Genomic DNA, 22,894 nt, shown 5'->3' with positions numbered 1-22,894 from the left:
GCCCGGCCTGCCGCACCTCGCCGCCATCGCGCCCCGACGGTCCGGCAGGCCGGGCTTCTGCGCGCCCGCACCAGCTGCCGGGAGAAGGGCCCCGACAGCTCAAAGCACCGTACGAAATGACGCTCGCGCACGAGCCCGGCTGAGAGGGTGGATGCATGGCCGATCTGCGCAACACCCTGGAGACACACGTCAACAACGGCTCCGTGGCGGGAGCCGTGGGCCTGGTGGCCCGCGGTGACCGGGTCGAGGAGGTCGCGGCCGTCGGGTCCGTCGATGTCGGGGGCAGCGCCCCGATGGCCAGGGATTCCATCTTCCGTATCGCGTCGCTGACCAAACCCGTGGTCGCCGCGGCCGTCATGATGCTGGTCGAGGAGGGCCGGATCGCGCTGGACGACCCGGTCGGCGAGTGGCTGCCGGAGCTGGCGTCGCCGAGCGTCGTCCGTGCCCCGGACTCGCCGCTGGACGACGTGGTCCCGGCGGTCCGGCCCATCACGGTGTTCCACCTGCTCGCCGCCCGCTCCGGACACGGATTCCCCTCCGACTTCTCGCTGCCCGCGCTGGCGCCGCTCTTCAGCGAACTGAAGCAGGGGCCGCCGCAACCGCAGGCCGTCCCCGCGCCGGACGCGTGGATGGCCGCACTGTCCCGGATCCCGCTCCTCCACCAGCCCGGCGACGGCTGGCTGTACAACCTCAGCTCCGACCTCCAGGGCGTCCTGATCTCCCGGGTCACGGGAGCACCGCTGCCCGACTTCCTTGCGGAGCGGATCTTCGAGCCCCTCGGCATGACCGACACCGCGTTCTCGGTGCCGCAGGCCAAGCTCGACCGTTTCACCAGCTACTACGCGGCTGGCGCCGAGGCCGGCCCCGAGCGTGACCCCGAGACAGGCCTCGAACTGCTCGACGCGCCCGACGGCCAGTGGAGCAGCCCTCCTCCGTTCCCCTCCGGCGCGGGCGGCCTCGTCGGAACCGTCGACGACTGGCTCGCCTTCGGCCGCATGCTGCTCGCCGAGGGTGCGGCGGAGGGACGGCAGCTGCTCGCACCGGCCTCGGTCCGCCAGATGACGACCAATCAACTCACCACGCCGGAGCGGGAGTCCGCCGGACTGTTCCTCGAAGGGATGGGCTGGGGATTCGGCGGCGCGGTGGACATCGACCCCGTCGAACCGTGGAGCGTGCCGGGGCGTTACGGCTGGGTCGGCGGCACGGGCGCGACGGCCCACATCACCCCGTCCACCGGCACGGTCACCGTCATGTACAGCCAGCTGCAGATGGGCGGGCCCAGCTTTCCCGATTTGATGCGGGACTTTTGGCGGTACGCGGCCGGGGTGTGAGGCAGCAGAAGGATTCAGCCCGGGGCGAGCCCTACCCACCGCGGGGGAGATCGTCCTGGACGGCCCTCTTCACGGCTTCGATCCGCTGAAGGACGGCCAGCTTGTACACCCGTGCACCGCAGAGTGTGCAGACACCCTGCGGGATGTCGGACAGCACGTGCCGGGTTCCGTCGTGGGTCCGAGTGAACCCCACGTCCACCCTGCGCTCTTCGTACCGCCCTCCGCACGGACACCGTCCGTACCAGGTGGGCGGTCCGGTCCCACCTGTGTGCCCGAGCCACGGGGCGTGCCCGGTGCCGGTCTCCGCCGCTTCCATCCCGCCGTCCGTGCACGCGTCGCCCAGCGTGATCCAGGAGACGGGCCGGATGTTGAGATCGGGGGGCAGATCGCCGTAGCCGACGATGCCGAGGCGGGGCAGCACACACGCGAGAACCGACCTCAGCGCGGGGCGCACATCGTCGGCGGTGAGGACGTGGGGCAGATGTGCGTCCTGCGATGTCCGGCCGATCACGGCTCCGATCGCGGCGATCACCCGGCCGTCCCGCTCCTCGAACTCCTCGAACTCCTCGGGCTTCCCGCCCGCCTCGTCGTCGCCGTGCGTCCGGAGCAGCCGTTCGAGTGCCGGGTCAAGGAGGTGGACGACGAGCGTTCCGCTGCTCCGGGTGTGGTGGTCGGCGATCGTGCGGCGAAGTCCCGTGCGCACGAACGCTTCCAGCCAGGCCGGGTCGCTCTGCCCGATCGCTCCCGTGGACGCCGATACGGCGGTGACGGGATCGCCCAGGACCGCGAACCGGGAGGCAGTGGAGTGCCCGTGGGCCGAGTCGACGATCCTCTCCAGCACAGGCGGGAGGTTGCGCAGCGACACCTTGTCGGCAGCCAGGGCTCGCAACAGGGCTGTCAGAGCAGCCGGTTGCAAACTCGACCGGACCGCTTCCACCAGGGCCGGGGTCGCGGTTGCCAGGATGTCGAGCTGAGCCTGGGTCTTGTCCTGATGGACCAACCAGCCTGCTCGGACGCGCAGTTCGTGGGCCAGGCAGAGGAGCACATGGCCGACCCGGTTCCAGGTGGTCAGGCCTTCGGCTTCCAGTCGAGGCCCCTCGGCTGCCGCGACCAGGGCGGCCGGTTTTCCGGTGGCAGGGTTGACGGCCGGACGGGCCGGGATGCCGCGCAGCACAAGCTGATCCGGGGTGTCGGTCACCAGGAGGTCGTCAGGGGCGAGGAGCGCCATCGGAGAAGTGAGCAAGGAGTTCATCCGGAAGGCGAAGCAGCCTGCGGGGAAGCCCTCCGGCGGTGGCGCGACGCGGAAGGCCGGGATCAGACTTCCGTTCTCGTCCAGCATGGCGCCGGTCACGTACCCGAGCAGGTCGCCGTCGTCCCCCACGTCGCCACGTCCGAGCTGAGCCGCGACTGTCTCCGGCACGAGCACCTCGACGAAATCCGCACACAACGCGGAGACGAGTGACTCGCGCGCTTCGCACGGTCGGCGTTCTGCCCCCTCCGCCAGGACTTGGGCGACCAAGGTCCGGTCTCCCACTGTGATTCCGAGGTCGAGGACTCCGCCGAGCACGGGGGAGAGCCACTCGGGAGAGACGACACCGGCCAGTCGGTCGGGGACACGTCCGCGAAGGTCATTCGTGTACGTCCGGATCAACTCGGGCCCCAGCAGCACACACGGCCGCAGTTTGACCGCTTCGGCGCAGGTCGTGCCGACGAGTACGGCGGTGCGTTGCTCGGGGTCGGGGGAAGACGCCCAGTTCTCGGGCAGAGGGGGACTCACCCGCTCGGCGAGACGCCCTTCCATCGCCGCCGCCAGATGGGCCAGCGACTCGGCGGGATAGCGGCAGCGCGTACCGCCGACTCGAAGCTCGATCCAGTCCTCCGGCGAGACAGCCTCCTCCGGCCCCGCCGGAGCGCCGGTCACCGTCCGCACCTCGACGGCACTGCGGGCGGCCAGCCCCAGGTCGCTGATCACCTGGTCGAGCCGGGCGCCGACTTCGGCGGCGCACAGCTCTTGGCCGCGTCCGGTCCGCAGGTGCCGAGCGAACGGGCCGCGCACTGCCACGGTGACCCTGAGGGAGACGTGGTCCGTCCGCTCGGCAGCGCGATCGGGTGGCACGGCGCCGCTCATCACGAGTGCTCCCCTCTGTCGTCGTCGCCTCGGACGGCCCCCGCATCGCCCGCCCCGCTCACCTCGGCGGATTCCAGTACGCCTGCGGTGGCGCCCCACGAGGCTCCGATGCCGCCGTCGACGAGGCATTCGAGGTAGGGGCGTGCCGCCGCGTCCGACGTGACGAACGCGATGCGCTCCTCGGTGCCGATCAGACGGCGCAGCTCCTCCATGAGCCGCTGTTCCTGACCCGGGTCCAGCCACGGCTCTGCCCCGCCGACGGCCGAGGGGACGGCCTCGCCGGAGGGTCCGCCACTCATCGCGTCCGCCACCCACGGGGGCACCGGGATCCGGGCCACGTCAGGTGCGTTGCCCGGCAGCCTGTCGCGCAGCGCTCGCCGCAGCCACCGGACGGCGTCGGCCGGTTCACCTGCCCGGAGCTCGGCCTCGGCCACCAGACCGGCGACCCGGGTCGGCTCGGTCAGCGCGACGCCATCCCTCACCAGGGTCCGCAGGAGTCTGGTGGCGAGCCGGGTTCGCGAAGGCTCAGCGGGTACCGACGGGCTGGCGCCCTCAGCAGCGGTGTCGCCTGCCCGGCCCGTCTCGGCCAGCCACCCCTCGGCGTCGTCGGTCGTGAACCAGCGCCAGGCTTCACGCCGGGCCACTTGGACCGCGTGCAGCAACAGGAACTCGGTGGCGGTGACCCGGCGGATCCCGTCGGCGTCGCCGTCCGGGTTCTCTGGGTTCTCTGGGTTCTCTGGGTTCTCCGGCTGCTCCGGGCTCACCCAACAGCACGGCCCCCTGGTCAGGGGATTCCAGCCGCGGTAGTGAAACCCGTCGGTTCCCTCGTCGAGCGGCCCGGCAGCCGCGATCGACTCGGCCGACCCGAGCAGACAGTCCCGGCCGACCACGACCGACCCACGGGCCACTTCGATGTCCTCGACCTGGATCGTATAGCCGCCCCCGAGCAGTTCCGGATCGCCGCGGAACCTGAAGCCCGGCAGCGGCACTCCGTCCTGCTCCCGCGCTCGTTCCCGGGCGGCGGGGACCAGCCGGTACAAGAAGTCGGTGCCGTCCTGCGCGGGATTGACCAGCGGGACCAAGTCATCGGCGACGCTGATCTGGACGGGCGTGGCGATCAAGGGGGTGGCCACCAGTTCACCGAAGCGTTCCACCAACGCCGCCAGCCGCTCCAGCTGGGTGCGGCGCACGTGGTAACCGGGAACATCGGAGAGCTTCTCGGCCTCTGTCATCGCCTTGACGGCCTCTTGGAGGGCCTTGGCCCGGCCGCCAGGCCGCATGCCCAGTTGCAGCGCCCCTCCCAGATTCGCGTGGAACACGGCGTCGTTCGAAGCGAGTTCGATGGCTTGGCGGTAGCCCTCGGCCGCTTCGTCGTAGCGCCCCGCGTCGTACTGCTCGTTGGCTTCCTCGTTCCAGACGGCCGCCAGCTCCGTGCGGCACAGCTCGTCGTCTCCGCCGAGCATGCGCGCCTGCTCCAGCGCCTCTTTCGCCCCGTTCCAGTCACCCTTCATGCGGAAGGCGCGCGCCACGTCCACGCGGTACTCCGGTCGATCGCTCCCCGCTGCCAGTGCGCGCTCGTAGGCGGGGACTGCCTCCTCGTACCTTCCGGCGTCGTAGTACATGTGGCCGCGCCGTTGCTGGTACGTGGCCTCGAAGTCATCGCCGTTCAACTGCCGCACCTGGGACAGCAGTTGCTCTGCCGCCGCCGCATCCCCTTGCACGGTCAGTGTCTTCAGGGCGATCTCGCATACCGCGTCGAGGAGTTGGCCGTCGGCCGGATCGGTTTCCAGGCCACCGAGCGCCACACCGGCCGCACGCTCCGCGCGCCCCGCGGCCAGCTGCGTGAAGGCGATGTCGGCCAGCAGATGGGTCCGCAGCCCCGGGAGGAGTTCCAGCGCCCGCTCGTAGCTGCGGATGGCGCGATCCCACTCCGTGCGCCGCTCACAGATCCTGCCGAACTGCCAGTGGGCTATGCCGTACTCAGGGTCGTCGCCTATCGCCAGGGCACACTGTTCCTCGGCGCTGTCCAGGTCGTTCCTGGCCAGGTACAGCTTGGACAGTTCGAGGCGCGCCCAGGACCGGTCGGGGTGGAGCTCCACCGCGGTGGCGAAGTGCAGGCAGGCGGTCTCGGTCTCCTCGTTCTCCTGGTGCACCAGGCCCAGATCGACTTCGACCTCGTACCGGAACGCCGGCGCCACCGCGACGGCGCGCGCCGCGAGCATGGACAGGCGGCCCCTGCGGTCCTCGAAGATCTCGGGCCGACCGTAGAGCTGGATGAGCGAGCGATAGCAGTCCACGTCATGGGGGACCGCCGAGATGCCGCTGAGATACCGCTCTTCGGCGGTTTCGACGTCACCCCGCTGGAGGGCGCACTCCCCCAGCCCCCGATAGCCCGTGCCACTTCGGTCCGGGCCCAGCTGCACGGCGCGGTCGAAGGCGCGCTCCGCACCTTCGAGATCACCCTTCTCCAGCAGGAAGCCCCCCATGCCCTCCCAGGTCCGCGGCTCGAATCTTCCCTTCGCCTCCGCCGCGTCGAACATGGCTTTCGCCTTGTCCGGGCGGTAGCCCCAGTGCAGTTGGATCTCGCCCGCCGTCACCAGCAGATCGACGCGTGTCCTGCGAGGGAGGTCGGCGTGTTCGAGCAGGTAGGGCACCACCGGGTAGGCGCTCAGCCAGCGCCTCGCATAGGCGTGGTCGGTCCAGCGCAGCAGACCTTCCCGCCCGGGAGAGGCAGGGAACGGAATGGGAAGGTCCATTGCGAAGAGGTGCCGCGAGACGGGCTCCCGAAAGTGCTCCAGCGCCTCGGCGTAGCAGCGCAGCCAGGTGCGCCAGCCCTCTTGGCGGTCGCGGTCCAACGCGTCGCCCACCGAGGCGGTGAGGGTGTCGCACAGCAGGCCGATCACCCGCTCGCGGACCGTGTCCACGACCGGCTTCAGCACCTCCATGGCCACCTTCCCCGCGGCCACGTCCACGCAGTCACAGAGCTTGTAGAGGTCGTTGCTCTCGTCCGCGACGGCCCGCAACGGTTCGAGCACCTCCACGGCGCGGCTCATGTTCGCACCGGCGAGGACCGCATCTCGAAATGCGTCGGCCAGGACCACGACGACGGGCTGCGGAGCGGGCATCAGTCCTCCTCGCCCATGTCGGGCTCCGCACCGAGCAGGAGCGCGTCCTCCGGGGTGTACCCCGAGGCCGAGCCGGAGGACGAGGCCGCGTCCGCCGCTCCGTAGCCGATGCCACGCTCAGCGCTTCGTCCCGGGTCCCTCGGCCGTCCGATGCCGGGGCGCCTGTCTTCCAGCACCCGCGGGGCACTGGAGAGTCCGCCGCCCGTGTACGACGCCGGGCGGTGGCCTTGCGGCCAACCGGACTCCCGCGCGCTCCGCGCAGGCAGTCGCCGGGGGAAGAACACGCCTGCTCTGCGCACATAGATCACCGGCGTGCCGAAGCAGGGGTCGTCCCACACCTGGCGGCCCCGGCTGGAGATCTCCCCGAGCTCGCGTCTGGCCCAGCTCACGGCGTCGTCGACCCGCTTGCCGCTTCCTATCCAGTGATAGAACCGGATGGCGAATCGTTCCGCGTCCTCGCTCGCGATCGCGTACTGCATCGCGATGACGGCGGAGATGCCCTCCTTGCCCGCCAAGTCCCGGGCGATACTGCTCAAGCTCCTCAAAGCGTTCCCAGAAGGGCGCACGGCTGCGCCGTAGCAGGAATGCAGAAAGATCAGGCGCCTTGGGACAGAGGTACGTTCGAGCCCCGGGCCACTGTCGAGCCCGTGGCAGAACAGCGAGCAGACCGACCGGCTGTCGGCCGGGTCCGCCTCGTCCAACTCCTGTGCCGCGGAGCCGTGCGAGTTCGTGGGCATCCTGTCCAGCCTCTCCTGAGCCAGGGCCCACTCGCTCTTCTTCAAGGTGAGTGCGTTGTCCTTGCCGTGACCGATGAAGTGGACGATGTGCGCCGGGTAGGCTTCGAGACGCTGCCGCAACTCCTGGCGGGTCGGGGACTGGAGCTCCTCCACATCGGTGTCCGACGAGCGCAGCTTCTTGATCGCATCGACGAGCTTCCCCGCCTCGATGTCCGCCGCCCCCGGAGCCTGCGGGCGGGAGAGCACCACGAGGATGCGCATCCGATCGGAGCCCTCGTCGCCCGGAACGGAGCGTTCTTCGATGATCTTTGAGTCGTCCTCGTTCGGGACGTAGCGGGTCAGGACGAAGTCCGATCTCTCCCCGGCCAGGAAGAAGCCGCCTTCGGACTGCGGCATGAAGAGGAACTCCCAGGGAAAGGAGCCCAGTTGCCGTGCTTCACCGCCGATGACGAGCTGCAGCCGGAAGCAGCCCCCGACGCCCTTCTGCCGATAGAACGTGTACGCCCTTTCGAACGCCCGCCGCAGAGGGGACGGCTCCCCCGTCGCCCCCGTCGGCCCGCCGCTGGACGGGCAGTCGTCGCCGAAGGCCACCGTGTACAGATACCGCCCCAGCAGTTCCAGCTCCTTGCGCCCGCACTGGTCGTAGTTGCCGACCCAGTGGCTGAGCAGCTCGATCGTGTCGCGCATGAGCGGACTGCCGCCCAGCCGTCCGCTCACCTGGCTGTTCTCGCCGGCGGAGTGGAGGAGATCGTCCTCGTAATCGCCGTGGAAGTCGTCGACGATGGTGAGCTTGGCGGTGGGCACGGGCACCCCTACAGGTCGAGCACCGAGAGGGCCCGGTGGCGTGCCAGGTCCGGTGGCCGCCGGTCGTCGGCGAGGTGCGCACGCCGCAGAGCCCGGTCCCGCAGGGCCAGCATGTCCTCCGTCCACGCGTGCTCCAGCGCCTCGGCGTGCTCCCAGGTCAGGTCGGGGCTGGCGTACAACTGTCCGACGAGCGTGGACATGGTGGCCTTAGTACCCCTCCACAGGTCTTTCGACGTGGCCGTGGTCGCCTGGCGCACGACGTCCTGCCAGGTTTGGTTCAGAGGAAGGCGGGTCAGGTCCACGTCCTGCGGGCGCACCCGGCTGATGCTGTAGAGCACATAGTCGGAGGCTCGGTACGGCTCGATGCGACCGCCCGCCCCGAGGGCCAAATCGCCGTCCCTGATGTGCAGGTCCGCCGGGTCGATACCGTCGGTGTCGTCGATCAATGCGTAATAGCCGGGCGTCACCGGGTCGAAGTGGTCCCGTCGGGCCAGCATGGGCTGGTCTCCGCCGACCAGTGCGGTGACTCCGTTGACGACGACTTTGGCCAGCGCGGTGTACGGAAGGGTGCCTGCCGTCAGGTCCAGGGCACCGGCCGCCCCCTCGACCACGTCGAAGAGGGCTTGGGCCACCTGCTCCTTCTCCACCCGGTAGAGGACGACGGACACCGCGACACCGCCGGGCGGCACCGGGTGCGGCCCGGCGACCCTGGAGTCCGCGATGACGCTGCCCACCGGGGTGGCCCCACCGAGGTGCTCGATCAACCCCGGCCCCACCAGGGCCGGGACCGCGGTGTGTGCACCGTCGTGGGAGAACTCGCTGGCCACAAAGACGACCGGAACGAACCGGCTGAACCACTCCCGTTCGTATCCGAGGTGGAGCCGGTTGACGCGCACTTCGAAGTAGTCCCGGCGCGGGTCGAGCCTTCCGCCGGGCAAGGGGCGATCGGCATGCTCCGGATCGATCATCACCGCCATCGGCGGTCGCGCCGGGGTACGCAGCAGTGCCTGCACTCGAGTGATGACGCCGTCGACCATGCGCATGGCATTTCCTCCCCCGGCCACGCGGTCGCCTCGTGAGGGCGCCCCCGTTGCCGGAGGCGACACACACCGCAGGCGACACGCAAGGTCACCTCACTGGAACCCAGCGTAGTTCACCTGTCGGGCCGAGAGACCGGTTTCACCTCCGAGCGCCCTCTGCCGACGACGCTCCGGAACGGATTCTTACCCCCGGCTCACTACTGCATCTGCCGCCGCACCAACTCATGCAACCGCCCGCCCGTATCCGCCAACAACTCCGCAGGCGCCCCCTGTTGGACGACCCGGCCCTCCGCCATGACGATGACTCGGTCCGCGTCCAGCACCGTGGAGAGGCGGTGGGCGATGACGATGCGGGTGGCGTTCAGGGCTCGGGTGCTGTCGATCACCGTGCGTTGTGTCTCGTTGTCCAGGGCGCTTGTCGCCTCGTCGAAGAAGAGGACCCGGGGGCGGCGGATCAGGGCCTGGGCGATCATCAGGCGTTGGCGTTGGCCGCCGGAGACCGCTCCGCCGCCCGAGATCATCGTGTGCAGGCCCATCGGCATGCGCTTGATGTCCTCGGCGAGGCCCGCCATCGCCGCGGCCTCCCACGCCTCCTCCTGCGTGAACGTCTCGGCGCCGCAGATGCAGTCCAGGATCGAGCCGGTGAGCGGCTGGGCGTTCTGCAGGACGACGCCGCACTGGCGGCGGACGGCCGCCTGGTCGAGGGCCGAGAGGTCCTGGCCGTCGTAGAGGACGCTGCCGGAAACCGGCTTGTCGAAGCCGATCAGCAGGCGGAGCAGCGTCGACTTGCCGCAGCCGCTGGGGCCGACGACCGCCACGAACTCGCCGGGCCGGATGGACAGGGACACGTCGTCCAGTACCAGGGGGCCGTCGTCCGCGTAGCGGAAGGAAAGGGCTCGGGCCTCGATCTCGCCCTGGAGCTCGCCCGGCTGCGTGCTCGCGCCCCGTACCTCCGGTGCCTCGTCGAGCACCGGCTTGATCTGCTCGAACATCGGCAGGACCGCCGCCGCCGAGATCAGCGCTCCGGTGAGCTGCGTGACCGACGTAAGGAGCATCGTCACCGCCGTGCTGAAGGTGAGGAACTCCCCTGCCGTCAGGCTGCCGCGGGCCGGGCCCGCGAGGAGGATGAACATGATGAGCGTGCAGAGCGGGAGATAGACCGAGTTGAGGACCGTCGTCACGTTCTTGATGCGGCCCGCGCGCTGTTGCAGCTCCCTGCTGTGTGCGAACTCCCCCGCCCACGCCGCGTACGCGAAGCTCTCCGCCCCGGCGACGCGGAGTTTGGGCAGGCCGCGCAGGGTCTGGAACGCCTGGTTGTTGAGCTTGTTGCTCAGCTCCACCAGGCGGCGCTGCCAGCGCAGTTCCCATAGACCGAGGGTGAGGAACACCGCCGCGATCACGAGGAGCATCGCCAGCGCCGCCAAGGCCAGCGGGACGCTGTAGAGCAGCAGCAGGACCAGGTTCATCGCGCCGACCGTGCCCGCCTGGAGCGCGACGGGGCCGATGCCCGAAAGGACGCGGCGGATCGCGCTGACGCCCATCGCCGCGCTCGCCAGTTCACCGGTGGAGCGGGAGGCGAAGAAGCGGGTGGGGAGCCTCAACAGGCGGTCCCAGACCGCTGGTTGGAGGGCGCTCTCCATGCGGCCCTCCATCCGCAGGATGGTGAGGTTCTGCAGCAGCATGAAGGCCGCCGAGACGATGCTCGTGATCATCACGGCCAGGGACACCTGGACGATGAGGCTCTTCTCGCCGTTCGGCACGAACACGCCGAGCACCTGGCCCGTCGCGATCGGCACCAGCGCCCCGATCGCGACCGTCACCAGCCCGGCGATCGCCAGATTGCGTACGTCGGCGCCGGTGCCCCGCAGGCTGAAGAGGAACAGTCGCCACGGCGTCAGCGTCCGCTCCGGCAGCGGGCGGTAGAACATGACCGCCCGCGGTTCGAACTCCTCCGCGTTGGTCTCGTCGATACGCATGCGGCGCCCGGACGTGGGATGCACGGACTCGTAGCCGCCGCGCCGCCACAGCAGGGCGACCGGCTGTCCGCTGGCCGCGCGGTGTCCCACCAGCGGGCCGGTGTTCTCGCGCCACCAGCGCCCGTCTAGCCGCACGGCACGGGTGCGGATGCGCGAGGCCACCGCGACCTGCTCCACCGGGTCGATCCGGTCGCTGACCGCGCCTCCCTCGGCAGCGCCGGACAAAGTGATGCCGGCCGCCTCGGCGACCAGGCGGCAGGCCGCGTACGTCGCGTCGTCACCGCCCCGGGATTCGCCGCGGCGCGCACCGCCCCTGCTGCCGGAGCGGCCGATGGAAGCGATCAGGGTGCGGTCGGCCTGCTCGCGGACCGTCTCGCCCGCCTTGATGCCGGCCGCCGTGCGGTCCTCGTGGGCCCGCTCCAGGCGTTCGATCCAGCGGTCGAGCGTCGAGAGGAGGCGGTACTGCTGGTTGACCATGCGCTGCCACATGGCGGCGTCGACGAGGAGGTCCCCCGCGGCCTCGGCGCTGTAGGCGGAGCCGTACTGCACGCTGCCCGGCGCGACCGGCATCCAGAGGATGTCGTCGTCGGTGGCCTCGTCGTCGGCCATGGTGCGGCCGTCGAGCGGCGCCTCGAACAGGACCCGGTGGCTGCGTCCGATGCCGAGCGCGAAGGCGTGCTCGAGCAGGCTCAGGGACGCGTCCTGGGTGTCGTACTGACTGGGGTACTGCTGCTCGTAGGCCCAGGTGTCGCCGTAATCGGGGCGGTACAGCTCGCGCAGCGGGATGCGGCGCAGCTCGCAGCCCTGGAGGGGGCGGCCGACGAGGGTGTGCTGGGGGCCTTCGACCGGGCCCACGAGCAGCGTGCCCGGTTCGAGGCGGCCCAGGAAGTGCCAGTGGCCCTGCTGCACGGCGTCGACCGCGAACAGGTCGAGCGCGCCGGCCACCACGAGCCACAGGACCTGCGGGCCTTCGAGGTGCACGCTGCGCAGGCCCGTGCAGTCGGCCGGGGTGCCGAGCGCGCCGAAGGCGGCGGCGACCGGGTCATGGGTGTAGGCGTCGTACTGCTGCGGTACCGAGGTCACCTCAGTGCTCCTTGACCAGGTCGGCGTAGGGCCCGCCGGCGGCGACGAGGTGTTCGTGGCGGCCGCGCTCCACGACCTGGCCGTGGTCGAGTACGACGATCTCGTCGCTGTCGCGCACGGTGCTCAGGCGGTGCGCGATGACGACGCAGGCGCAGCCGCGGCGGCGCAGGTTGTCGATGATGACCTGCTCGGTCTCCGCGTCCAGGGCGCTGGTCACCTCGTCGAGCACGAGGATGCTGGGGCGGCGGACCAGGGCGCGCGCGATCTCCAGGCGCTGGCGCTGGCCGCCGGAGAAGTTGCGGCCGTCCTGCTCGACGCGGCCGTGGATGCCGCCGGGCCTGCGGGCCACCACGTCGAACAGGCAGGCGTCCTTGAGGGCGGCGACGACCGCGTCGTCCGGGATGGAGGGGTCCCACAGCGCGACGTTGTCGCGGATGGTGCCCTCGAAGAGGAAGACGTCCTGGTCGACGAAGGAGACGGAGGCCGCGAGCGCGCCACGCGGGATGTCCTCGAGTCGCTGTCCGTCGATGCGGATCGTGCCCTCCCAGGGGCTGTAGAGCCCCGAGATCAGCCGGGAGACGGTCGACTTGCCGCTGCCCGAGCCGCCGACGAGAGCGACCTGCTGACCGGGGCCGACCGCGAGGGAGAAGCCCGTCAGGAGCGGCTTGTCGAGGGGGCTGTAGCCGAAGGTGATGTCGTCGAGGGTGACGTGGCCCTTGAGGCGGCGGGTGCTCGCCTCCGGTTCGCGGCGCGAGTAGAGGGTGTCGACGGGGAAGTTCTCGACGTCCTTGAGGCGGGCGACGTCGGCGCCGAAGTCCTGGATGCGGCCCGCGACGCCGTTCAGGCGGGTGATCGGCGCGGTGAAGCGGGTGACCAGGGCCTGGAACGCGACGAGCAGACCGATCGAGAGGTGTCCCTCCACCGCGCGCAGGCCGCCGATCCACAGGATCAGGGCGCTGTTGAGGGTGGCGAGGGTGGGCGCGACGACACCGAGCCAGGCGCTCGGCACTCCGAGGCGCTGCTGCTCCTCCAGGGTGGTGGCATGCTGGCCGGCCCACCGCCGGAAATAGCCGTTCTCGCCCCCGGTGGCCTTCATCGTCTCGATCAACTGGAGGCCGGTGTACGAGGTGTTGGTGAGCTTGGCGCTGTCGGCGCGCAGCTTCTGGGTGCCGGTGGCCCGTAGCCGGATGACGATGCGCATCGCGACGATGTTCAGGAGGGCGATGCCGACGCCGACGAGGGTGAGCTGGGGGTCGTACGTCCAGAGCAGGGCCGCGTAGAGGAGTACGACGATTCCGTCGACGCCCGCGGCCGTGAGGTCGCGGGCCAGGGTCTCGGCGACCGCGTCGTTCGACGCGAGCCGCTGGACGAGGTCGGCGGGGCTGCGCTGGGCGTAGAACGTGACGGGCAGACGCAGCAGATGGCGCAGGAAGCGGGCGCTGCTGAGCGTGGAGGAGATGATGCGCCCGCGCAGCAGGTTCGCCTGTTGCAGCCAGGTCAGGACGACGGTGAGCGCCACCATCGCGCCCATCGACGCGAACAGCGCGCCGAGCAGGGACGTCTGATCGCCTATCAGGAACAGGTCGATGTACGTGCGGCTGAGCGCGGGCAGCGCGGCGCCGACCGCGACGAGCAGCAGGCTGGCGAAGAGCGCGGCCAGCATGGTGCCCGTGGTGCCGCGCAGCCGCGCGGGCAGGGCCCGCATGACGCCGGGTTTGCGGCCTCCCGTACGGAAGTTCTCGCCCGGCTCCAGGACCAGCACGACGCCGGTGAAGCTCGTGTCGAAGTCTTCCGAGGGGACGAAGCGGCGGCCCTTGTCCGGGTCGTTGATGTATGTGCCGCGGCGGCCGAGGCGGCGGCCCATGCCGTCGTAGACGACGTAGTGGTTGAACTCCCAGAAGAGGATCGCGGGCGCCTTCACCTCGGCGAGCGCGGCCGGTTCCATCTGCATGCCCTTGGCCGTGAGGCCGTAACTGCGCGCCGCCTTCAGGAGGTTGCTGGCCCGCGAGCCGTCGCGCGAGACACCGCACGCGATGCGCAGCTCCTCCAGCGGGACGTGCCGTCCGTGGTGGGCGAGGACCATGGCGAGGGCGGCGGCGCCACACTCCACGGCTTCCATCTGCAGGACGGTGGGGGTACGTACGGTCTTCTGCCGCTTGCCCTTGGACGCGGGGCGCGGCGCGGAGCGGCGGCGGCCCCGCTGGGGCTCGGGGCGGTGCCTGCGACGGCCGCCGGGGGGCGGCAGTTGCTGCTGGTGCGCCGGGGAGGGGTGCGGTGCGGTCACGGAAGCAGCCAATCGATCGGGCGCTGCTCGGCGAGGTGGAAGGCGCCGGTGGCCAGGGTCATGGAGTCGAGCGCGAAGGGCGGACCGCCGCCGGAGGACCACTTGTAGCCGGACTTGGCGGACGAGGAGCGTTCGAGCTGTACGAGGACGGCCACGGGCGGCCCGCCCTTGGTGAACTGCCCGGCCAGTTCCTTGTCCCCGAGGAACCCGCTGATCTTCTGCTGGCTCTGGGCGGTTCGCCCGATCGCCTTCACGCGCCCGCGCAGCTTGCCGTACTCCTCCGTGGACACGGACTGCACGGTGAGGTCCACCGAGGCACCGACGGGCACGGTGGCCGCGCTCTGCGCGGGTACGTAGACCATGGCGAGGAGGGGGTCGTCGCCGCCCGAGACCCGCTCGACGGTCGCGACGTCGGCGCCGGTGGTGACGACGGTGCCGATCCTGGCGACCAGTGTGGTCACGCGGCCCGCCGCGATGGAGCGCACGACCTTGTCGCCTTGGTCCGTACGGACTTTGAGCACGGGAGCGCCCGCGGCGACACGCTTGCCTTCGTCGGCCAGGACCCGGGTCACCTGCCCGGTGACGGGGCTCTGCAGGACGTAACTGCCCTGGCCGTGGGTGAGGATGCCGGGCGCCTTGAGCGTGGAGGCGATCGAGCCGGTCACGGCCCAGACGCTCGCGGCGGCCATGACGACGAGGGTGACGGCGAGCACGAGGAGGCCCTGGGGTCGGGCGTAGCGCACCGGCAGGTCGAGTTCCTCGGGCGACTGCAGCTTGGACAGGGCCTGTTGACGGAACTGCACGGAACGCTTCCCTTACTCTGCCTGTGGCGTCAGCCTTGCCTGTGGCGTCCGTGAGCCCCGGAACCAATGGTTCCGGGGCTCACGAATCTTGGCGTCTCAGTGAGCTACAGCTCAGAGACCAGCGGTCAGACCGCCGGCGAGGCCCGTGACGGCGCCGGTGTTCAGGCCGGTGACACCCTCGACGGTGCCGACGACGCCGCCGACGACGCCCGAGACCGGGGCGATGGAGTCAACGGTGTCCGTGACGTTGCCCGCGACACCGGCGACGAGGCCACCGGAGACGTTGTCGAGGTCGGCGTCGGAAATCTCGAGGGTCTCGACCTGGGGGGTGTAGTTCATGGTGTGAGCTGCCCTTCTCATGAATGGTGCAAAGGTGTTTCCAACACTGCGGAACCTGAGGTGCGAATTCCGCGGTGGCCAGGATCAAAGCACGTTCGCACGTCGTACATCCAATCGACGGGGCGACGTCCGGTGGCGCTCGCGGCATCGAATCACCGCTGCGTGCAGGCATGTTCACTGCCTGGGGGCAGCTCCTTCACAAAATTCACAGAAGGAAATCCCACGAGCGGAAGGACTCCCTCCACCAAAGCGGACACTCTCGCACCAAAGCGCGAGTTCTGTGGTCAATACACAAGCACTTTGTGTGGAGTCTTCGCCGAATAGCGTGACTGGGCTGCGTATTCGATGTGCAGGTTTATTGAAGGCGTGCCGAATGGTGGCCGAACGGGACAGCGCGAAGCCCTGAGGGGGCGGCGCGAAGGTCAGGCCTCCGCGACCGCGCCGTCCGTGGAGGCGCCGGAGGCGATCCCGTGGCCGGGCCGCGGCACCGACTCCGGTGCGAGCAGCACCGAACGGCGGCCGTCGACGCCGACCGGCACGTCGCCGTCGATGGTGACGCGGCGCAGGGTGCGCTCGTGGTCGTCGGAGTCGTCGACTCCGTAGTGCTGCGTCGCGCGGTTGTCCCAGATGGCGACGTCACCCGCGCGCCACTGCCAGCGGACCGTGTTCTCCGGCCGCTCCACGTGCGACTGGAGTACGCCGATCAGCGCGCGCGAGTCTGCGGCCCTGAACCCGCTGAGCTTCTGGATGAAGTTGCCCAGGATCAGGGTGTGTTCACCGGTCTCGGGGTGGACACGGACCACCGGGTGCTCGGTCTGGAACGTGACCGCGGTGAACACCTTCCGGTGCTGTTCGAGCGCCTCTGACGAGGCGCCGGGGCGGGCGGCCGCGTAGTCGTAGTCGTTCGTGTGCACGCCGCGCACACTGTCGGCGAGGATCCGCAGCGGCTCGGGCAGGTCGCGGTAGGCGGCGGCGGTGTTGGACCACAGGGTGTTGCCGCCGTACGGCGGGATGACCTCGGCGCGCAGGATGGAGAACGCCGGGTAGGCGGGCACGAACGTGACGTCGGTGTGCCACTGGTTGGCGCGTCCGCCGTGTTCGTTGTCGATACCCAGGGCGTAACGGCCGTCCACGGAGGGCACGGTGGGGTGGGCGACGGGGGTGCCGAGCAGCCGGGCGAAGGCCTCGTGGCTCTCCCCGTCGAGGTGCTCCTGTCCGCGGAAGAAGACGACCTTGTGCTGGAGGAGCGCGGCGCGCACGGCGGCCACGGTCGTCTCGTCCAGGTCACCGCCGAGCCGGACCCCGGATATCACGGCGCCGATCCGGCCGCCGACCTTCTGGACGGTGAGGGTGGGGGCGGGCGTGGGGGCTTCGGAGGTCTGGGGGGTCTGGGGGGTCTGGGGGGTCTCCACTGCGGGTGCGGACGTCATGGGTCGAGTTCCCTTCGGTGGGGCGGGCGTTAGATGTTCTCGGAGCGGAAAGAAGTCGGCGCGGCTCGGAGGGCATGCCTGACCGCCCGATCTACGGCGCGAGGATGCGAGGACTGCGGATCAGGTGACCGTGCGGCAGAGAACGGGAGCGGCGGTCAGGCCACGCGCGGACGACACGCCGCTGAGGCGAGGCGGCCCAGGTCCACGTGGAGCCGCGGGACGAGAGGGGTCATCGCGGTCATGTCCAGGAGCATGGCCGCCCGCCGGAAGCACGGTCAAGGACTCCCCCGCCCGCTTCACGACCCTGCAACGAGCCCGACATCCCCGGAGTGACACGGACCACCCAGGCTCGCCAAATGCCGTGGCCACAGGGCAGGTTGTACCGCCAGCACCTGCAACTCCCCTACCCCTGCGGCCCCTCACCCCCTCACCCGCGGACTCATGCCGGAAGGCCCCTCATGCCGCACACCCCCGCACCGCCCACCTCCGGTGACGGCCGCCGTGAGGCGAACGTCGCGGCCGTACTGCGCGCCGTCCTCGACCACGGCCCGGTGTCCCGCAGCGCGATCGCCCGGAGCGCCGGGCTCAGTCCGGCCGCGGTCTCCCGGCAGTGCACCGACCTGGCCCGCATCGGCCTGATACGGGAGGTCCCTGAGCTGGTCGCGTCCGGCGGCGTGGGCCGGCCGCAGATCCCGGTGGACCTGACCGCGGGGGACGGCGGCGGCCCGGTGGCCGCCGGGATCCACATCGGCGTACCGCGCTCCACCTTCTGCCTCGCGGATCTGCGCGGCCGGGTCCTGTCCAGAGGCGGCTTCCGCCACGAGGGCGTCCCCGCCGCGGAGCTGCCGGACGCGGTGGGGCGCGCCCTGGCCGCGTTCCTCGCCGGGCGCACGGTGGGCGGCCCGCTGCTCGGGGTGGGCGCGGCCGTCGGCGGCTGGGTGGATCCCGCCACCGGCACGGTCGTACGGCACGACGCGCTGGGCTGGCACCAGTACCCGCTCGGCGCCGGACTCCGGCGGCACACCGGGCTTCCGGTCCGTGTCGACAACCACGCGCGCGCGGTGGCGCAGTCCGAGCTGCTCTTCGGGCGGCCCGCCGCGCGGCGCTCCCTGCTGCATCTCTTCGTGGGCAACGTGGTGGACGCGGCGCTGGCGATCGCCGGTGTCGTGCACCGCGGGCCCCGCTCCGGCGCGGGCGACGTGGCCCATCTCCCGGTGCCGGACAGCACGGCCGTGTGCCCCTGCGGCCGCACCGGCTGCCTGGAGGCGACGGCGTCCGACACGGCGCTCGCCCACCGGGCCTTCACGCGCGGCATCGTCCCCGAGCCGAGCGCGTCCCTGGTGGTGGACGCGGCGGCGGCCGGGGACCGGCGCGCGGACGCGCTGCTGCGGGAGCGGGCCCGCGCGGTGGGCCGGGCCGCCGGGCTCCTGCTCGACGTACTCAATCCCGATCTTGCCGTGATCACCGAACAGTCGAGCCTGCTCGACCCGGAGTATCTGGAGGAGATCCGCACGGCCGCCATCGGCCACTCGGTGGTCTGCGACGATCCCCAGCGGATCGTCGGCCCGCACGCGGGACCGGCCGCGCTTCCGGTGGCCGCGGCCACGGTGCTGCTGAATCCGCTGTTCAGAAGCCCGTTGCAAGCACTCGGCGACGCCACCTCATGACCAGGGGCGATACGTTCCGTTCCGGGCGGTGCAGCATAATGCGGCCATGCGGATCTCAGCCAGGGCGGACTACGCGGTACGTGCCGCGCTGCAACTCGCCGCGTGCCAGGACGACGGGCCGCTGAAGGCCGAGGCCATCGCGGACGCCCAGGAGATCCCGCACAAGTTCCTCGAAGGCATCCTCAACGACATGCGGCGCGGCGGTCTCGTCCTCAGCCAGCGCGGCGGCAACGGCGGCTACCGCCTGGCCAGGCCCGCCGACCGCATCAGCATCGCGGACGTCATCCGCGTCGTGGAGGGCCCCCTGGTGTCGGTGCGCGGAGTACGCCCTCCGGAGCTGGCCTACAGCGGCCCCGCGGAATCGCTGCTCCCGCTGTGGATCGCGCTGCGGGCGAACGTCCGCCAGATTCTCGACGGCGTGTCCCTGGCCGACGTCGCGGGCGCCGAACTGCCCACCACGGTCACGGAGCTCGCCGCGGATCCCGCCGCCTGGACGAACCCTTAAGCAGCGACCCGCGCCTTAGCGCCGGTTGCGCGGGGGCCCCTAGCGCCGGTTGCGCAGGGGTCTCTAACGCCGGTTGCGCGGGTGATTGCGTGCCGTGCGCTCATTGCCGTGCTTGTACGCACCTGTCCAGCGGGCCATCACCAGCTGGGCGTCGCCCGACTCGACCTCGGCGAGGAACTTCTCGGCGCGCGCACCTCGCAGGGTGCCGGCCGCGCGGCCGTGATGGGTGATCGTCACGCTGGCGTCGGGGTGCTGCTCATAGGTGAAGCCGGAGGGTCTTGGCATGGTCGGATGCTAGGCACCCGGCCCGCGGTTCCGTAACCGAATTTCGCCGCGCCCCGCCGTCGGTCCGCCGGCGGTCCGCCGGCGGTCCGCCTCATCCGACGACATCGTTGCGGTCTGCACGATCCCACCCTGCGAGACCCGGCCGTCCATCCCTTGAACGCCCCCTTGTCGCAGCAGGAGTTCGAGCCCACTATTCCTATCAATCAGGTAGGGAAACTAGGAATCTGTGAGGCGTCCTCCGTGACAACGCTGACCCCCTGCGCCTCGCCGCGCGTCGTCCGGGAACTCGCCGACGACCTCGCCGTCGACGCGGACCTGCGCGACCGGGCGGGCAAGCCCCCGTTCGACGAGGTCTCGCGGCTGCGCGAGGCGGGACTGCCCGCGCTCCTGACGCCGTCCGGCGCGGACGGCAGGGGCAGCGACTGGCGCACGGCGTGTACGGCGGTCAGGGACATCGCGGCGGCGGACAGCTCCATCGCCGAACTCCTCGCGCACCACCACGCCCTGTCGTGGAGCCCGCGCCTCTTCGGTACGCCGCAGGACGCCGCCGCGCTCGAACTGCGCGCCGTGCGGGAGCAGTGGCTCTGGGGCGGCGACATCGAACTGCCGGACGCCCAGACGGGCACCGACCTCGCGCTCACCCCGGCCGTCGGCGGCTACGTCCTGCACGGGCGGCGGCCGCTGACGGCGGGCGTCGCCGTCGCGGACCGGCTCGTGCACACCGCGCGGCGCACGGACAACGGCGAATGGGTCGTCGTCCATGTGGACCCCGCCCACCCCGGCGTCGCCGCCGAACCGGCGCACGACCTGCTGGGCCAGCGCCTCAGCGGCGCGGGCGGCGTCAGCTACGACGACGTACCGCTGGCCGCGCACCAGGTGCTCGGCACCGTGCCGGTCGACGAACACGAGATCTCGCCGTTCACCGCGCTCGCGCCACTCACCCGCCGCCTGCTGCTCGTCCAGGCCGGCCTGGGCAACGCGGAGGGCGCCCTCGCCGAGGCACGGGACATCAGCCGCGCCCTGCCGCGCCCCGGCCCGATGACGGCTCCGGACACCGGCGGGGACTGCGGGCCGCCGCCCACGGACCCCTATCTGCTGCTCGCCTACGGCGAGTTGGCGACGGCCGCGCACACCGCCGCGGCGGTGGCGGACCGCGCGACGGAGGCATTGGCCCGGGGCCTGGAGGCGGGGCCCGCGCTCGGCGCCGACGAGCGTGCCGACATCGCGTTCCTCGTGGGCGCGGCCGAAGCGGTCACCGCCAGGTCCGCCCTGCACATCACCACCCGCGTCCTGGAACTCACCGCCGACGCACCAGCGCCTTCGACCGACCCCGGCCTCGACAGATTCTGGCGCAACGCCCGCGCCCTGACGGCCCACAGCTCGGCCGCCCACCGCCTCCGCGACATCGGGGAGCACTACCTCAACGCGCTCCAGTAGCAGCCGCCCCGTCCTTCTTCCGGCTTCTCTCCGGTCAGTACGATCTTCGGACACCGGAACCCGGCCGAGAGAGAAGCCCCCATTGAGCACCGGCAGCTACTACGAGCCCACCGCCGAGCACCGCTACAAGCCCACGCCCCACGCCGGTGGCGCCTGGGCCACCGATGAGCAGCACTTCAGTCCGCTCGGCGGCCTCATCGTGCACGCCATCGACAGATACCTGGCCGCCGAGCCGGACCGCGGCCTCGTCCTGTCCAGGATCAGCTTCGACATCCTGGGGCGGCCGGCCCTCGACGAGTGCGAGATCCGGGTGGAGACCATCCGGCCCGGCCGCACCATCGAACTGGTCGAAGCCGTGGTGCTCATGGCCGACCGTCCGGTGGTGCGGGCCCGTGCCTGGCTCCTGGCCTCCGGCGACACCAGTGCCGTCGCGGGCGGCGGCGCCGACAAGCTGACCCCGCCCGACGCGCTCACGCCCTGGCCGATGGCCACCGTGTGGCCCGGCGGATACATCGCCTCCGTGGACGTCCGCCCGCTCGCGCCCCCGCAGCCGGGCCGTACGACAGCGTGGATCTCCACCCCCCTCAACCTGGTCGCCGGGCAGACGGCGAGCCCCCTCGCGTCCTTCGTCGCGCTCGTCGACACCGCCAACGGCATCGCCGTACGCCAGCAGCCCACGGACTGGATGTTCCCCAACGTGGACCTCACCATCCACCTGCACCGCCAGCCGGAAGGCGACTGGACGGGCCTCGACACCACGGTGACCTTCGGACCGACCGGGCAGGGCATCACCAGCACGGTCCTCCACGACATCAACGGCCCGGTCGGGCACGCCCAGCAGATCCTCACCGTCCGCCCCATGTAGACCGCCCGACAGACAGGCCGCGTCACACGTCGGGCGCACACGTCAACGCATGTCGCGTCCATGACATCGTCACAAAGTCGACCCGCAACGTTCATACAGTGATGCGCCCACCCGTGCCACTCTCCCGTTGGCCCACTTGTCAACTCGCGTAGAACGCAGGTCCTGTTGAGGGGATCCGCGGTGCGCGAGCCCTCTGGGAGAGGACACCCCCACATGCCCGTCCCTCACATACGTCGCTGGAAACCGCTCGCCATGACCGCCGCCGCGGTCCTCGTCGGGATCACCCTCCCGGCCGCCGCCGACGCCGCGACCACGGCCCCCACGCCGTCCGCCGCCCCGGTCGGCGCCTATGACGACACGTACTACAAGGACGCGCTCGGCAAGACCGGTCCGGAGCTGAAGAGCGCCCTGCACACGATCATCAGCGACCAGACCAAGCTCTCGTACGACCAGGTCTGGGACGCGCTGAAGGTCACCGACGAGGACCCGGCCGACAGCGGCAACGTGATCCTCCTCTACACCGGCCGCTCGCAGAGCAAGGACAGCAACGGCGGCGACCCGGACCAGTGGAACCGTGAGCACGTGTGGGCCAAGTCCCACGGCGACTTCGGCACCTCGACCGGTCCCGGTACCGACATCCACCACCTGCGCCCGGAGGATGTCTCGGTCAACAGCACGCGCGGCAACAAGGACTTCGACAACGGCGGCAGCGCGGTCGGCGAGGCGCCGGGCAACAACACCGACGCCGACTCCTTCGAGCCCCGTGACGCCGTCAAGGGCGACGTGGCACGGATGATCCTCTACATGGGCGTGCGCTACGACGGCGAGGACGGCTTCGCCGATCTGGAGCCCAACGACAAGGTCGACAACGGCAGTTCCCCCGCGATCGGACGTCTTTCCGTCCTGAAGCAGTGGAGCGACGAGGACCCGCCGGACGCGTTCGAGAAGAACCGGAACCAGGTCATCTACGACCAGTTCCAGCACAACCGCAACCCGTTCGTCGACCACCCCGAGTGGGTCGGGGCGATCTGGTAGGTCACGGCTGCCGGTCGTGG

At 70.9% G+C, this 22,894-nt stretch carries 17 protein-coding genes; 6 read left to right on the top strand and 11 right to left on the bottom strand.

The genetic code is table 11. The features are described 5' to 3' along the window. Window positions 1-155: 155 nt before the first annotated feature. Window positions 156-1,331 (top strand): serine hydrolase domain-containing protein, encoded by a 1,176-nt coding sequence (locus tag ACFUPX_RS41030; protein ID WP_383334281.1) that lies wholly within the window; start codon window positions 156-158, stop codon window positions 1,329-1,331. Window positions 1,332-1,362: 31 nt separating this feature from the next. Here the strand turns inward: ACFUPX_RS41030 and ACFUPX_RS41025 are convergent, their stop codons facing one another. From ACFUPX_RS41025 to ACFUPX_RS40980, 10 genes are all read right to left on the bottom strand, one after another. Next, window positions 1,363-3,459, bottom strand: coding sequence for an FHIPEP family type III secretion protein (locus tag ACFUPX_RS41025; protein WP_383334279.1), 2,097 nt, complete (start codon window positions 3,457-3,459; stop codon window positions 1,363-1,365). Continuing rightward, complete coding sequence (locus ACFUPX_RS41020) at window positions 3,459-6,584, bottom strand: tetratricopeptide repeat protein (RefSeq protein WP_383334277.1); 3,126 nt, start codon at window positions 6,582-6,584, stop codon at window positions 3,459-3,461. Before ACFUPX_RS41020 ends, ACFUPX_RS41025 begins: the two co-directional genes overlap by 1 nt. Then, on the bottom strand, window positions 6,584-8,125 hold the full coding sequence (locus tag ACFUPX_RS41015; RefSeq protein WP_383334275.1) for a CHAT domain-containing protein: 1,542 nt from the start codon (window positions 8,123-8,125) through the stop codon (window positions 6,584-6,586). Before ACFUPX_RS41015 ends, ACFUPX_RS41020 begins: the two co-directional genes overlap by 1 nt. 8 nt (window positions 8,126-8,133) lie before the next feature. Next, window positions 8,134-9,168 (bottom strand): hypothetical protein, encoded by a 1,035-nt coding sequence (locus tag ACFUPX_RS41010; RefSeq protein ID WP_383334273.1) that lies wholly within the window; start codon window positions 9,166-9,168, stop codon window positions 8,134-8,136. A 194-nt stretch (window positions 9,169-9,362) separates the two neighbouring features. Beyond that, a complete protein-coding gene (locus tag ACFUPX_RS41005) occupies window positions 9,363-12,224 on the bottom strand; it encodes an NHLP bacteriocin export ABC transporter permease/ATPase subunit (RefSeq protein ID WP_383334271.1) in 2,862 nt (953 codons plus the stop codon). Between the two features lies 1 nt (window position 12,225). After that, a complete protein-coding gene (locus tag ACFUPX_RS41000) occupies window positions 12,226-14,508 on the bottom strand; it encodes an NHLP family bacteriocin export ABC transporter peptidase/permease/ATPase subunit (protein WP_383334269.1) in 2,283 nt (760 codons plus the stop codon). Further along, complete coding sequence (locus ACFUPX_RS40995) at window positions 14,505-15,311, bottom strand: HlyD family efflux transporter periplasmic adaptor subunit (RefSeq protein ID WP_383334267.1); 807 nt, start codon at window positions 15,309-15,311, stop codon at window positions 14,505-14,507. Before ACFUPX_RS40995 ends, ACFUPX_RS41000 begins: the two co-directional genes overlap by 4 nt. Before the next feature lie 111 nt (window positions 15,312-15,422). Further along, on the bottom strand, window positions 15,423-15,650 hold the full coding sequence (locus tag ACFUPX_RS40990) for a type A2 lantipeptide (protein ID WP_361040187.1): 228 nt from the start codon (window positions 15,648-15,650) through the stop codon (window positions 15,423-15,425). Between the two features lie 422 nt (window positions 15,651-16,072). Then, complete coding sequence (locus tag ACFUPX_RS40985; RefSeq protein WP_383334265.1) at window positions 16,073-17,080, bottom strand: TauD/TfdA dioxygenase family protein; 1,008 nt, start codon at window positions 17,078-17,080, stop codon at window positions 16,073-16,075. A gap of 155 nt (window positions 17,081-17,235) precedes the next feature. Beyond that, window positions 17,236-17,313, bottom strand: coding sequence for a putative leader peptide (locus tag ACFUPX_RS40980; RefSeq protein ID WP_383334283.1), 78 nt, complete (start codon window positions 17,311-17,313; stop codon window positions 17,236-17,238). Window positions 17,314-17,538: 225 nt separating this feature from the next. Between ACFUPX_RS40980 and ACFUPX_RS40975 the strand changes: the two genes are divergently transcribed. Further along, entirely contained in the window at window positions 17,539-18,747 is a 1,209-nt protein-coding gene (locus ACFUPX_RS40975; RefSeq protein ID WP_383334263.1) for an ROK family protein, read from the top strand. A 46-nt stretch (window positions 18,748-18,793) separates the two neighbouring features. Next, window positions 18,794-19,252, top strand: a complete 459-nt coding sequence (locus ACFUPX_RS40970) for an RrF2 family transcriptional regulator (RefSeq protein ID WP_383334261.1) — start codon at window positions 18,794-18,796, stop codon at window positions 19,250-19,252. A 63-nt stretch (window positions 19,253-19,315) separates the two neighbouring features. Here ACFUPX_RS40970 and ACFUPX_RS40965 read toward each other — a convergent pair whose 3' ends face one another. Beyond that, the gene (locus ACFUPX_RS40965) at window positions 19,316-19,537 is read right to left on the bottom strand and encodes a hypothetical protein (RefSeq protein WP_383334259.1); all 222 of its coding nucleotides are present in this window, start codon (window positions 19,535-19,537) and stop codon (window positions 19,316-19,318) included. A gap of 240 nt (window positions 19,538-19,777) precedes the next feature. Here ACFUPX_RS40965 and ACFUPX_RS40960 point away from each other — a divergent pair, with 240 nt between their 5' ends. The 3 genes from ACFUPX_RS40960 to ACFUPX_RS40950 all read left to right on the top strand — a co-directional run bounded on the left by ACFUPX_RS40960 (window position 19,778) and on the right by ACFUPX_RS40950 (window position 22,874). Continuing rightward, window positions 19,778-20,974: an acyl-CoA dehydrogenase family protein gene (locus tag ACFUPX_RS40960; RefSeq protein WP_383334257.1), complete on the top strand. Its 1,197-nt coding sequence runs from the start codon at window positions 19,778-19,780 to the stop codon at window positions 20,972-20,974. An 82-nt stretch (window positions 20,975-21,056) separates the two neighbouring features. Beyond that, window positions 21,057-21,839 (top strand): thioesterase family protein, encoded by a 783-nt coding sequence (locus ACFUPX_RS40955; RefSeq protein WP_383334255.1) that lies wholly within the window; start codon window positions 21,057-21,059, stop codon window positions 21,837-21,839. A 213-nt stretch (window positions 21,840-22,052) separates the two neighbouring features. Further along, the gene (locus tag ACFUPX_RS40950; protein ID WP_383334253.1) at window positions 22,053-22,874 is read left to right on the top strand and encodes an endonuclease I family protein; all 822 of its coding nucleotides are present in this window, start codon (window positions 22,053-22,055) and stop codon (window positions 22,872-22,874) included. Window positions 22,875-22,894 lie beyond the last annotated feature (20 nt).

It is taken from the genome of Streptomyces sp. NPDC057302 (assembly GCF_042667685.1).
Taxonomy (GTDB): Bacteria; Actinomycetota; Actinomycetes; order Streptomycetales; family Streptomycetaceae; genus Streptomyces.
This window is presented reverse-complemented; position numbering and strand designations above follow the sequence as displayed.